We start from the raw sequence: 12,772 nt of genomic DNA, 5'->3' as shown, positions 1-12,772 counted from the left end.
GTTAGATGGTTAATGCGATAGGTGATTCGCTCAATGTGTTACGACAGAATCAGACTGTTAGCAGTAGCCATACAGCGCCAGTCGCCCCTGTACAGCAGGGGCCGCAACCCACTCGGGCCCTACCTAAGCACCGACTGGCTTCTTATGGTCGCTGGGCCAGTAGCACCAAAGAGCAGCATCAAGTGAGTGCCTCTCAGGTGGCACTGCAAGCGCTGCAGCAGGCATCAAGCTTGTTGAGCCACATTCGCCAGCAGTTGTACAGCGTGATCCGCTCAGGCTCTGGTGAGATAGGTCAGCAGACCTTATTTAAAGCCGAGCAAGAGCGGCAACGTCTGAGCCAAATTCGGCCCTTTTATCGCGGTCAACTATTACTCGATCATCATTTTAACCTGCTATCGCAAACACCTGCAGCCACGCATGCTTTTGTGTTGCGCTCGGTCGACTTAACTGTGCCGAAGCAACGTGACGAGCGCATATTGGTGCAGCTTGGTCAGCGCTCATTACATGTGACCTTGGCTGCCGGCTTGGACCGGCAGCAGCTTAATCAGGTGTTAGCTAATGCACTCGCCCCTTTAGGGCTTAATGTTGAACGGATCAATGGCGAATGTTTGTTTAAGGCACCCAGCTCTGTGTGGCAACAGGTACAAGAAGGCTTGCTGATGATGGGCGAGGGGCAACGCTTGCCCGCTGGCGAGTTGCGTAATATCCACTTGGATGAGCGCTTTAGTGTGCAAGATCCCCGCGAGTGGGGTTTAAAGGCCGACAGCAACTTAAAGCAGACCTTAGCTAAAGTAACCAAGACACAACAAAAAATCGATAGTCAGATCCAGGTGATCTTAGCCACCCACGCCGCATTACTGAGCCAGATGCAGACATCGATGGCGGCCATTCCACCACAGACGGAGTTACAACTACTGGACAAGTTTATGCAGCCGCAACCCTTTGTCTACCAGTTGACGTCATTGATGGCGCAGGGCAATGCCAATCGCGATCAAGTGACTGCGCTATTGGGTTAAATTGTGCACATTTCTGCTGGAATCATTGACTTCAACGAGTGAGTGAGAATATTAAGCCGACCCTAGGGTCGGCTTTTTCATGACAATGAGGTAACTCTTGCCGTGTCGTTATGCTTTTTCTGTATCGTGTTCTTAGCATCTTTTTATTTTGGAGGAGTTGATAACCACCACAGCGGCTATGGCGATCGATGCTCGAATGACAGGTTAGATCAATTTATTTAAAAATTTTTAGATTTTTATTTTCAGTTTTCTTTTGCACTGCCGTCTTATCTATTGTGAATCACGATGAAACATTTTAATTTCTTGGAGAATACACATGCTTTCAGTTCATACTAACTACGCTTCACTGGTTTCACAAAATGCGGTTACTAAGAGCAACGATCTACTGACTAACGCTATGGAGCGTTTATCTACTGGTCTTCGTATCAACAGCGCATCTGACGATGCTGCAGGTCTACAGATTGCTAACCGTATGAATGCCAACATCCGTGGCATGGAAACTGCCAATCGTAACATTTCTGACGCGACTTCTATGCTACAAACTGGTGACGGTGCGCTAGAAGAGTTGACTAACATCGCTAACCGTCAAAAAGAATTGGCCACTCAAGCAGCCAACGGCGTGAACTCGACTACAGATATGGCGGCACTTGATGCAGAATTCCAAGAGTTGGTTACTGAATCTACTCGTATTATGGGTGAAACCACTTACGCGGGTAACGACCTAATGGCTAAGCTAACTGGTGGTGTTCAGTTCCAAATTGGTGCTGGTACTACTGAAACGCTAACTGTCACCATGACTGCTCCAACTGCCCTAGCTGGTGATTTAACAACGACTGCTGGTGCAACTGCTGCAATTACAGCGATTGATACTTATATCGATGAAGTGGGTGTTGCGCGTTCTGAGCTAGGTGCTAACATCAACCGTCTAGGTCACACTGCGGCTAACTTAACTAGCATCACAGAAAACACTAAGTCTGCTGCTGGTCGTATTATGGATGCTGATTTCGCGACTGAATCTGCAAGCATGACTAAGAACCAAATGTTAGTTCAAGCAGGTACCACTATCCTGTCTTCTGCAAACCAAAACACTGGTTTGGTTATGGGTCTATTACGTTAATTGTAAGCACCTTAACCATCAAGGGGCTGCGGCCCCTTTTTTTATCCTCTTAAATTGACTTTTCTCCCCCTGCTTATTTCAGCTCCAGCCCGTTTCGGTCGCCTATTTGAGCTATCCACATCGATTGTTGTTACCCACTGAGCGCATTGGCGCGGAAGCATTACTTCCCTTTGTGTTGTAACAACGGAAGCCTCCTCACCTAATAGGATCTCGCTTCTTTTAAAAATATATTAAAAACAATTAGATAAATCTTGGTACAAGGTTTGCTTTAAGGTTATCAATAAGAGGATTTTTTCATGATTTCAGGTATGAGTGCGGCGCAGTTTTCCGAACAGCTGATTATGGTTGAGCGTGCGGGAAAAGATGCCCTATATAAGAACAACCTTAACACCTATAACGCCAAGTTAGATGCCTATAAATTGCTTGAAAAAAGCATGGACAAGCTAACGGCTAAATTAAGTAGTTTTGACACTGAAGCCTTCAAAGGCAAGACCTCGAGCGTCAGTGACGACAAAGCCAGCGTAACAGTGACGGCCGATGCCCCTAAGGGAAATTATGAGCTGCATATCGAGCAGTTGGCGCAGGCGCAGCAATTAACCAAGAGTTATGCCTCAGAAGATGAGTTATTGCCGGCCTCAGGTGTGTTTAGTATTCAGCTAGGTAGCGATCCTGCCCAGCGCTTAGAGATTGATTTTGCGACGGTTAATGGTGGCGCGCCCATGACGGTGGCGCAATTACGCGATGTGATTAATAAGCACCCAGATAACCCTGGAATGCAAGCCTCTTTGGTGCGTACGGGCGGCCAAGTTGAATTAATGATGTCGGCGACCGAATCAGGCGTGGCCAACAGTTTAACCGTTGAGCTTGATGGGGTTGATTTCGGTCTGACCGAGCGCCGCGCGGCGCAAGACGCCAAGCTAAGCCTTAATGGTATCGACATTACCAGTAGCAGCAACTACCTCGAAAATGTGGTCGATGGCGTCAGCTTAGAGTTAACCAGTACTCACGCCGTTGGCGAAAGTAGTTGGGTTAAAATCGAAGAAGATTTCGAAGGTACCCAAGATGCAGTGAAAGACTTTGTTGAAGCCTTTAACACCATGTTGCAGCAGATCAATCAGTTGACTCGCTCGATGGGCAGTTCGGTGATTGAGGAAGATAACAATACCGATAAAGACGATGAAGATGAAGTAGCCACTACGGTAAAAGAGGGACAAATCGGCGTCTTGAAAGGGGACGCTTCTATTCGTCAATTGCAAAGCCAGATGCGTGACTCGATATTTGCCAGTGCACCAAACGGCATGCGTTTATCGGATATCGGCATTGAATTAGACCGCTACGGCAAGTTGAAAGTTGATGAAACTAAGTTGACCGACGCGCTAAAGGGTGATGCATCGGCTATCGAAGCCATGTTTACCGATGCTGGCAGTTATGTCGACAGACTCGAAACAGTGATGAAACCCTTTAACGACTTTCAAGGCTTGATGGATCTGAAGAAAGATACCCTCGATGGCCAGATAGACAGAGTCAACGAGAACATGGAGCGTCACGATTATCACATGCAGCAACGTTACCAAATTTACTTGGCCCAATTTACGGCCATGGAAGCGACCATAAACCAACTGAGTGCAGCCAGTGGTTTGTTTTAAAAGGAAAATAGTATAAATGTTAAATGAGCACGATCCCTTTAATGCGTATCAGCAAGCCTCTTTAGATGCCCGCGTTGCCGCTGCGAATCCCCACGATATGGTTCGTATGCTACTGGAAGGTTTGCTTGAAGAGTTAGAGCGCGCCGCAGGGCACATGGAGCGAAAACGCTATGAGGCTAAGGGTATTAGCATCAATAAGTGTCTCAATATTGTTCATGGGCTCGACTCCATGCTGGACTTGGAAAACGGCGGAGAAGTGGCCACCAGCCTAAATCGTTTATATGACTACTGCAGCCGTCAATTAATCAGTGCCAGTATTGAGAACAGCGCCGAAGCGCTCCAGCCTGTAACCGAGGTTATTACCAATGTTAGAGAAGGATGGGCCAATCTCAATTGAGCAGTGGCAGCGTTTTGGCGTCGCGTTACGTCAGTATGCAGATCAAGCTGATTGGGAGAATGTCACTCGGGTCAATGCCACCCTTATCAGGGCGTTGACCAAGGCGGGTGCGGTAAGTAGCGAGGCACAACGACAAGCCCGCGCCGATCTTGGACAGATCCATGCTCAAGTTTTGCGTGAATTGGAGGCGGCGCGCGATGAACTCAGCGAAGAGATGAAGCGCTTTAAACAGCAACAACCGGGACTTGCGGCCTATCAATTAACCCTAAGCAGCGGAGCTGTTGATGATATCTGATTTTATAATGGCGCGACCCGTTGCGGCCGAGGCCAGTGGTAAAGCGGCGAGCGTTACGGCTAACACGTCTTCGGCTAACACGTCAGATCAGGAGGAGATACCGCAGTTTGCCCTATTGCCTGCCGATAAGGATACGCCAGCTTTAGTCGATACTGCAGCGCAAGGTGAGCAAACTGACATCGCTTTAGCGATGCTTGAGCAGGCATTAGCTCATGAGTTGAGCGGCGGCCCTATGCCTATGGGCGCGATGAGTTCAGCTAGCATGACTTCTGTGAATATGGCCCCCGCTAATATGAGCTACCGTGGCCAGCTTAACCCTGAATTGCTGTCACCACAGAGTGCACCATTGGCCAGTATCGTCACCACCGCCAGCCCTTATGCGGCGCAGTTGGGATTTTCAACCGCCATGGCTGACGGCGGCAGCGATATGGCAATGCGATTCGCCGCAGCAGGCAGCGATAGCGCCGCACAGGCCAATGCCTTGGCGACCTTGAGCAACACCATGAAAACGGCAATCAAGATCCCTGCTGGTACCTTAGCCACCCCTATACAGGTTGGTGCAGTAACGGCTGCGGACAATAGCAGCGTGGCATTACCCGCGTCGCTGATCAAAGGTGGCGGCCCTGGAGCCGAGTTTATGCCACTTGCCAACATGGCCTTGGCATCAAACACCAGTGCTTTCCCTGCAACTGGCGTGACTACGCTTCGCAGCGACCCAAGTTTGTTGCCAGCGATGGCAGAGCTTCGTCATAGTGAGGCGATGGATATTGCCAGTCAGGCCACGCAGCAAGCGGGTCGACAGGGTGCCAATGTGAGCCAATGGGGGCCAGTGTCGGTTAGCCCGCAGGCCAGTGTTGCTCAGCAGGCGCATGAGATGTTAACTCCGATGCGCGAGCAGCTGCGTTTTCAGATTGATCAACGCATTAAACACGCCGAATTACGCCTCGATCCGCCAGAGCTTGGCAAAGTTGAGCTCAATATTCGCCTCGATGGCGATCGTCTACATATTCAAATGCATGCGGCTAATCCAGCGGTGCGCGAGGCATTACTAACCGGACTTGAGCGGCTACGCAATGATTTGGCTCAAGACCATGGCGGTCAAATTGAGTTAGATATTGGCCAAAGTAGCAGTGGCAATGAACAGCAGCGACAACAACAGAGTGCAGGTTTGAAGAGTCCAAGTCTCAGTGGGCATGATTTTGAACCTATGACGGAAACAGAGGTGCCGGCGCAATTGCACCAGCATCAATTGAATTTATTGGCGTAATGCCGGAGTAATTACATGGCACTAGCGAAATCGAGTGTAGTTAAAAGTTTAGCCATTATCTGTGTGTTCCTTGGATGGACTGGCGGTGCTTTATGGTTGGGTTGGCAAGGTCCTGAGTTAACTAAACCCTATCTACAGCCTGAAGAAGAGCCGGCAGAGGTGGCGAAATACTATCCATTGGAAAAGTTCATCATGTCGATTCCAGGCGATAAGTATCCCCATTACATGTTACTTGAGATGACGGTAAAGAGCCGTAATCCGCTACTCGAAAGCGAGTTGCTTGAGGCCGACCCAGTGATCCGTAACTCATTGATGAAGATGTTTTCACGTAAATCATTTCAAGAGTTAAATAACCGAGATCAACTCGAAAGCCTACAGTCAGAAGCCTTAGTGATGATAGTGAAGGTATTGTCTGAAAATGATTTTCAGTCGGATATCGACGAAGTGCTCTTCACCCGCATGGTGCTCCAGTAAAGGGTCGATAATGAATACTGACGGTCAGCTAGCCTATCAACAAGTGTACGATGAGCCACAGCAGCGCATGAGTGAAGCGCAGCTAATGCGCCAGTATTTGCCTTTGGTAAAACGCGCCGTATCTCAGTTACGTAGCCATTGTGGTGCCATGTTGGCCATAGAAGATATGGAGCAGATAGGCATGATGGCACTGCTGGAGTCGTCTCGGCGCTACCCTGGTGAGTATGACAATGGTTTCATCTCTTTTGCTGGTCAGCGTATACGTGGCGCGATATTGGATGAGTTACGCCGTCAAGATTGGCGTCCGCGTCCGGTGAGGCAGCAGGCCCATGAGCTTAACGATGTGGTGCGCACGTTGAGCCGTCGTCTAGGACGAGAGCCAAAAGATCTGGAAGTGGCTGCCGAGATGGGCTTGAGTCAGGAAGCCTACCGTGAGCGCCTTTATGCCTCGCAAGCAGAGACCATGAAGAGTCTAGATGAGATGTTGAGTCTGGGTAATGACCCCATTGCCGGTGGCAATAGTGTCGACCAATTTATCCTCAAAAAGACCCTAATCAAAGCCATGGCAAAATTAAATGAAAGAGAACAGCTAATCCTGTCGCTTTACTATCAACATGAGCTCAATTTGAAAGAGATTGCCGCGACGCTGGGGTTAACCGAGACCCGCATCTGTCAGCTGCATAAATTGGCCGTAGCACAGCTGAAAGGCGTCCTGCAGCAATAAATCGTTATTCGGAGTAAGTAAAGCATAATGAGTAAATTAATTGGGTTACTGATCATCCTGTTCTCTGTATTTGGCGGCTATTTATGGGCAGGTGGCACACTGAGATCCTTATGGCAGCCCGCTGAAATTTTGATTATTTTTGGTGCGGGTCTAGGTGCGATTGTGATAGCCAACCCTAAACCCGTATTGCTCGAGATGGCTGAACAAATTAAAGAGCTGTTTACCAAAGAGCAGGAAGACCCTGAGTTGTACCCGCAACTGTTTGGTTTGATGGGGGTCTTAATGTCTCAAATTCAGATGCAAGGGCTTAAAGTGTTAGACGAACACATTGAAAATCCGCAGGCCAGTTCGCTATTTTTGATGTACCCCGCCGTGTTAAAGCATCCCGATGTGTTGCAATTTCTGATCGATAATCTACGCATCCAGTCGATTGGTAAAATATCGCCTCATGATCTTGAGCACCTGCTCGAAGAGGAGATCCACCGCATCGAAGAGGACAGGTTACGCCCATCAGAAGCCTTACATAAAGTGGGCGAGGCGATGCCGGGCTTTGGTATTTTGGCCGCCGTATTGGGGATTATTATTACCATGTCGGCTATCGATGGTCCCATCACCATGATTGGTGTGAAAGTGGCGGCCGCCTTGGTCGGTACCTTTATCGGTATTTTTGCCTGTTACTGCTTTTTTGACCCTTTATCAAAAGCTTTGGAGCATCTGGTTGACCGTAAGTCTGCTCAACTGCGGTGTGTTGCCGCCATTTTGAGCGCTTTCGTTAAAGGTAAGCCCCCTATGATGGCTATCGATGCTGGTCGTAAACAGATCCAGAGTGAAAGCCGCCCATCATTCATCGAGCTTGAGCGCTGGATGGAGGAGCAGAAAAACTGATGATCCAGAAAAATGAACCTGTCATCATCAACCGCCGTAAGCGGAGTAAACGCGGCGGCGGTCATGGTGGTGCTTGGAAAGTGGCCTTTGCCGACTTTACCTTGGCGATGATGGCTTTGTTTATGGTGCTGTGGATCATGCAGATTGCTGACGAAAGTGAGCGCACCATGATAGTCCAATACCTGCGCGGTGAGATGAATGAAACTGGGCCGATGAACCCGTTTAGCATGAGTGATGCCTCATCGATGATCGATTTAGAGGGGTCGATGGCGGTGCAGCAGGCTGTGATCCCCACCCAAGGCACTGGCGCCGAGCGCGCGGGGCCTGCGGCGTACAATAATGTGCCTGTGGGAGAAAGTGAGCCTAATGCGGGTTTGGGCCCAGAGCTCAATGCCATGGTACCTGGGCAGTACGAAACCCAAGCTCAGTTAACCATGTTAGCCCGTGAGCTTAATCGTGTAGTGCAAAGCTCTGAAATGGCTGATAATATTGCTATTACCTTGGTGCCACAAGGAATACGGATTTTAATCCACGATAATATTAACCAGTTTATGTTTACCCGTGGCAGCGCCAAGATACAACCCTATTTTGAAGACTTACTGTTAGCGTTAGGCCCAATATTGGGTCAAATCACCAATGCCATGGTGATCTCTGGCCATACCGATTCGACTCCTTATGCAGGCACAGTGTTCACCAACTGGGAATTATCCAGTAAACGGGCACTGCTCGCGCGGCGAGTGCTTGAATATGGCGGCGTTAAACGTCAACAAGTGATTCAAGTGACAGGCATGGCCGATCAGGTGCCTTATATTGCCGATGAGCCAGCCGCTGCGGCCAATCGCCGTATTGAAGTGTTGATCTTAACCTCATCGACCGAACAGCTGATCCGTGACATGGTTGGGGTGCCTGCAGAAGTATTGGAAGCGGGAGTGGACGTACAAGAGGCCAAGCAGCAAGCAATGGCTAATCAACCTAGAGTCCGCTACCAGTAGTAAACAAAAGGATGACAGTGTGATTAAGTACGAAGATTTAGTTCATTTTGACGATATACCTAAGGATAGGTTCAGCGACTCACCGATATCTGATGAACTTGAGCATGACAATCGCCGCGAGCATAAGCGTTTTAGTCTGCGGCCAAACCCGAGCGCTTCGCTCGTCTTGGCTTGCGATGGCGTCGCCGTCACCCTATTCGAACCGGGTTGGTTGACTGCTAAGTCATTAGGCGCAGCCAGTATTAAAGACTTTAGTTTAAGTGGTGTGGGGCTATTGGCGAGCATGAATTTGGCTATCGGGCAGCAACTCTATATTCAATTTGAGCAGCAGCGGCTGCTATGTGAAATCACTCGCACTCACCAAGTAAAGGGGCGGCTTCGGTTCTGGGGGGCTCGTTGGGTCGAAGCCGATAATATGCAGCTGTTATCGCTACTGCAGCAACTTAAACGTCGTTCTGTAAATTAGAGGTAAGCATGACAACATCTTTTAAGCGTGTAGGTACCAATAAGTTACAGAAGTTTTTTCTTTATTTAATCCTACTCGACTGGGTGTTGTTGATTATTACGGCGTTAAAAATGCAGTCGCTCAGTTTTAGCTATGGCGCTATTATTTCGGTGATGTTGTTTGTCTACAGCCTATTTTTAACCAACTTATGCCGTATTCGGGCTAGGCGCGCCAATGACGCTTACATGATCTATCCGGTGATCATCGGTGCCATCGTCTCGTTTCTCTTAGTGGTGTATTTTTTCTTTTTTATTTAACCCTGTGCTGCTTAAGTTAATCCATGAAGGTGAGCCAGAAACAGGCTCACCCTCCTATTCTCAATTAGCCTTTTTGCGCCGCAATAAAGTCCTCTATTTGTGCCTCGAGTACCGACATGGGTACCGAACCGTTGGCTAAAATGGCATCGTGAAATGCGCGGATATCGAAGTCTTGTCCGAGCGCCGTCTCGGCCTGATGGCGTAAGCGTTTTATGGTCAGTTCCCCTACCTTGTACGACAGTGCCTGCCCAGGCCATGAGATGTAACGGTCGATCTCCGTAGTGACATTGTGCATCGACAGTGCGGTGTTGCTGGCCATAAAGTCGAGGGCTTGCTGGCGAGACCAACCCTTGGCGTGCATGCCTGTGTCGACCACCAGACGCGCCGCGCGCCACATCTCATAGGTTAAGCGGCCAAAGTTACTGTAGGGATCTTGATAAAAGCCTGCCTCTAGACCTAAAAACTCAGCATACAATCCCCACCCCTCGCCAAAGGCTGAAATATAGCTGTAACGGCGGAAATTGGGTAAGGATGTGAGCTCTTGATTGAGCGAGATCTGTAAATGATGTCCCGGCACAGCTTCATGCAAGGTTAAAGCTTCCATCTCATATAGGGGGCGCTTGTCTAAGGCGTAGGTGTTAACCCAGTAGTAACCGGGCTCGTCGTCTCGACTCGAACCCGAGTATCGTCCTGTGGTGTACTTAGGCGCAATTTCGGCAGGCACCTGTTGAATGCCGTAAGGCATTCTGGGTAATTGGCCAAAATAACGTGGCAATATGGCATCGGCTTGCTTAGCAATATAAGCGGCTTCTTTTAGCAGCTCCTCGGCGGTTTGGGGGTAAAACTGCGGATCGGTGCGCAGGAAATGCAAAAAAGCGTCAAAGTCCCCCTCAAAGCCGATATCATCGATGATGGTTTGCATCTCTGCGCGGATCCGTTTGACCTCTTTAAGGCCAAGCTGGTGCACTTCATCGGCAGTCATGGGTAAGGTGGTATAGTAACGCACGCGGTTTTCATAAAAGTCTTTGCCATTGGGCAGGTCGCTGGCGGCGATGCTGCTGCGGGCACCGGGAATATACTCTTGGGTCATAAAGTCGAAATAAGCGCGATAGGCGGGTAATACTGAACTGCGGATCAACTCGAGCCCTTGGGCTGTGAGCTGCGCTTGTTGTTGTGGGCTAAAGTGGGCCGGATATTGAGTAAAGGGCTTGAAGTAGCCACTTTGTTCAGCCGGAATGATAAACGCGCTGATGCTGTCTTCAAAACCAGTTAACACGACTTTTGCCGGAGTGATACCTGCGGCTAATCCCTGTTTTAACCAATAGGTTTGCTGGGCAAAGTAGTTTGGCAGAGCCTGCAATTTAGCTAGGTAATCTTGGTAATCTTGCGCTTGAGTAAAGCGTCCTTTGGCTATCGAAGCGATATAAGCATGAAAACCGCTTTCTGCTGAAATAGGCAGGTAGTGATCATGATAGCGGTACATGTCGACACTGTTTTGCAGCTGATACTGCAAAATTTGGTCGTTGATCTGCTCATCTTTAGTAAGCATGGCGCTGTCGAGTTGCTGTAAGCGTGTGAGCAAGGCTTGTTGCCGTTGAGCCTGCAAAGCTAACGCTTGCGGCGACAAGTTAACCAGTTTGCCTGCTGCGGCGCTATCACCTAATGCGTAAGCCAGTTCAGGATCAAAGTCTAAGCGAACTTGCCATGCGTCATCGATAACCGATTGTAACTCCTGCGAGGTTGCATTTTTAGTGGCGCTTACGCTAATGGGATCTGCCGCTGATGATGACGTTGCTGGAGCCGATGGCTGTAATTGGCAGGCGCTGAGACTAACAAGTAAGAGACACGGGGCGAGGCGAGAGTACATGGGAATCCTTCCATTTATAGCTATTATTTATGGTTGTTATTTGTGCTGTTAACTCATCGGTGTGAGTCGTAGGTGAAACATTATGCACGGCTGTGTGTTGCTTGTCATCGGTGTGGCTTACGCTTCATTATCCGCCAACTAGCAAGTGGCGCTATGAAGGTGCGATAGCTGAATTAAGTCGTACAGTCGATTAAATAATGCGTGTTATAGTGCTGACAACTTCAGACCAGATAAAAAATAATATTGGCTGAGGGGTTTACATAGGGGTTAAATATGATTGATACATCCATTCCGTTGGTGGACCTTCATCGTCACCTTGATGGCAACGTCAGGGTTAATACGATTTGGGAGCTTGGTCATCAACATCACATTGCGTTGCCATCCGATACATTGGAAGGGTTAGCGCCTTTTGTACAAATTCAAGGTAAAGAGTCGAGTCTGGTCGCGTTTTTAAAGAAGCTCGATTGGATGGTGGCCGTGCTTGCCGATCTTGATGCCGTTAAACGCGTAGCTTATGAAAACGTGGTTGATGCAGCCGTGTCAGGCTTAGATTATGCTGAGTTGCGTTTTAGCCCATATTACATGGCGATGAACCACCAATTACCGCTCGAAGGGGTTGTCGAAGCGGTGATCGACGGTGTCAATGCCGGTGTAAAAGAGCATGACGTGAAGATTAATTTGATTGGTATTATGTCGCGCTCATTTGGCCAGCAAGCCTGTATGCTGGAGCTCGACGCGCTGCTGGCCCATAAACAGCACTTAGTGGCGATGGACTTGGCTGGGGATGAACTCGGTTTCCCTGGTGCACTGTTTAACAGCCATTTTAATAAGGTGCGTGATGCGGGCCTTGCCGTTACGGCTCACGCTGGTGAAGCGGCTGGCGCCGAAAGCATGTGGCAGGCGATTTTGGAGTTAGGTGCGACTCGTATTGGCCATGGTGTTAATGCGGTGCATGATCCTAAGTTGATGGAATACCTAGCTAAACACAAGATAGGTATCGAGTCTTGCCCAACCAGTAACTTGCACACATCGACGGTTGCTAATTATCAACAGCATCCGCTGCGCACCTTCATGGATGCAGGGGTGTTGATTGGGCTGAATACTGACGACCCAGGTGTGAGCGCTATCGATATTGAGCATGAATATCGGGTGGTGAAGGCTGAAATGGGCTTAACCGATGCCGAGTTAGCGTTATTGCAACGCAATGGCGTGGAGATGGCCTTTTTATCTGACAGCGAACGCAAAGCGTTATACGCCGCCAAAGCGTAATGACCTGAGCGTGATAAACAAAAAAGCCGATGAATTATCATCGGCTTTTTAATGGACGGTC

Annotated in this window: 14 protein-coding genes; 13 read left to right on the top strand and 1 reads right to left on the bottom strand. The window is 49.0% G+C overall.

All coding sequences use genetic code 11. The features are described 5' to 3' along the window. The first annotated feature begins 5 nt into the window (after window positions 1-5). The 12 genes from AC5YBX_RS17180 to AC5YBX_RS17125 all read left to right on the top strand — a co-directional run bounded on the left by AC5YBX_RS17180 (window position 6) and on the right by AC5YBX_RS17125 (window position 9,575). Complete coding sequence (locus AC5YBX_RS17180; RefSeq protein ID WP_494524140.1) at window positions 6-1,016, top strand: hypothetical protein; 1,011 nt, start codon at window positions 6-8, stop codon at window positions 1,014-1,016. Window positions 1,017-1,332: 316 nt separating this feature from the next. Further along, window positions 1,333-2,133 (top strand): flagellin N-terminal helical domain-containing protein, encoded by an 801-nt coding sequence (locus AC5YBX_RS17175; protein ID WP_494524139.1) that lies wholly within the window; start codon window positions 1,333-1,335, stop codon window positions 2,131-2,133. A 296-nt stretch (window positions 2,134-2,429) separates the two neighbouring features. Then, on the top strand, window positions 2,430-3,779 hold the full coding sequence (fliD, locus tag AC5YBX_RS17170; protein ID WP_494524138.1) for a flagellar filament capping protein FliD: 1,350 nt from the start codon (window positions 2,430-2,432) through the stop codon (window positions 3,777-3,779). A gap of 16 nt (window positions 3,780-3,795) precedes the next feature. Beyond that, the gene (gene fliS, locus AC5YBX_RS17165; RefSeq protein ID WP_494520530.1) at window positions 3,796-4,176 is read left to right on the top strand and encodes a flagellar export chaperone FliS; all 381 of its coding nucleotides are present in this window, start codon (window positions 3,796-3,798) and stop codon (window positions 4,174-4,176) included. Continuing rightward, a complete protein-coding gene (locus AC5YBX_RS17160; protein WP_494524137.1) occupies window positions 4,145-4,471 on the top strand; it encodes a hypothetical protein in 327 nt (108 codons plus the stop codon). The genes fliS and AC5YBX_RS17160 overlap by 32 nt, the downstream gene beginning before the upstream one ends. Beyond that, window positions 4,461-5,738, top strand: a complete 1,278-nt coding sequence (locus AC5YBX_RS17155; RefSeq protein WP_494524136.1) for a flagellar hook-length control protein FliK — start codon at window positions 4,461-4,463, stop codon at window positions 5,736-5,738. Before AC5YBX_RS17160 ends, AC5YBX_RS17155 begins: the two co-directional genes overlap by 11 nt. A 15-nt stretch (window positions 5,739-5,753) precedes the next feature. Beyond that, on the top strand, window positions 5,754-6,212 hold the full coding sequence (locus tag AC5YBX_RS17150) for a flagellar basal body-associated FliL family protein (RefSeq protein ID WP_494524135.1): 459 nt from the start codon (window positions 5,754-5,756) through the stop codon (window positions 6,210-6,212). A gap of 10 nt (window positions 6,213-6,222) precedes the next feature. Then, on the top strand, window positions 6,223-6,936 hold the full coding sequence (locus AC5YBX_RS17145; protein WP_494520534.1) for an RNA polymerase sigma factor FliA: 714 nt from the start codon (window positions 6,223-6,225) through the stop codon (window positions 6,934-6,936). A 27-nt stretch (window positions 6,937-6,963) separates the two neighbouring features. Next, entirely contained in the window at window positions 6,964-7,821 is an 858-nt protein-coding gene (gene motA / locus AC5YBX_RS17140) for a flagellar motor stator protein MotA (RefSeq protein ID WP_494520535.1), read from the top strand. Beyond that, the gene (locus AC5YBX_RS17135; protein WP_494520536.1) at window positions 7,821-8,813 is read left to right on the top strand and encodes a flagellar motor protein MotB; all 993 of its coding nucleotides are present in this window, start codon (window positions 7,821-7,823) and stop codon (window positions 8,811-8,813) included. Before motA ends, AC5YBX_RS17135 begins: the two co-directional genes overlap by 1 nt. 19 nt (window positions 8,814-8,832) lie before the next feature. Then, window positions 8,833-9,279, top strand: coding sequence for a PilZ domain-containing protein (locus AC5YBX_RS17130; protein ID WP_494520537.1), 447 nt, complete (start codon window positions 8,833-8,835; stop codon window positions 9,277-9,279). An 8-nt stretch (window positions 9,280-9,287) separates the two neighbouring features. After that, window positions 9,288-9,575 carry a hypothetical protein gene (locus tag AC5YBX_RS17125; RefSeq protein WP_494520538.1) on the top strand — a complete coding sequence of 96 codons (288 nt, stop codon included), beginning with the start codon at window positions 9,288-9,290 and terminating at the stop codon, window positions 9,573-9,575. A 64-nt stretch (window positions 9,576-9,639) separates the two neighbouring features. On the opposite strand, the gene AC5YBX_RS17120 is transcribed toward AC5YBX_RS17125, so the two are convergent. Then, window positions 9,640-11,442, bottom strand: a complete 1,803-nt coding sequence (locus tag AC5YBX_RS17120) for a DUF885 domain-containing protein (RefSeq protein WP_494520539.1) — start codon at window positions 11,440-11,442, stop codon at window positions 9,640-9,642. 273 nt (window positions 11,443-11,715) lie between these two features. On the opposite strand from AC5YBX_RS17120, the gene add reads away from it, so the two are divergent. Further along, window positions 11,716-12,711, top strand: coding sequence for an adenosine deaminase (gene add / locus AC5YBX_RS17115; protein WP_494520540.1), 996 nt, complete (start codon window positions 11,716-11,718; stop codon window positions 12,709-12,711). The last annotated feature ends 61 nt before the right edge of the window (window positions 12,712-12,772 follow it).

The organism is Shewanella sp. 492, assembly GCF_059338445.1.
This window is presented reverse-complemented; position numbering and strand designations above follow the sequence as displayed.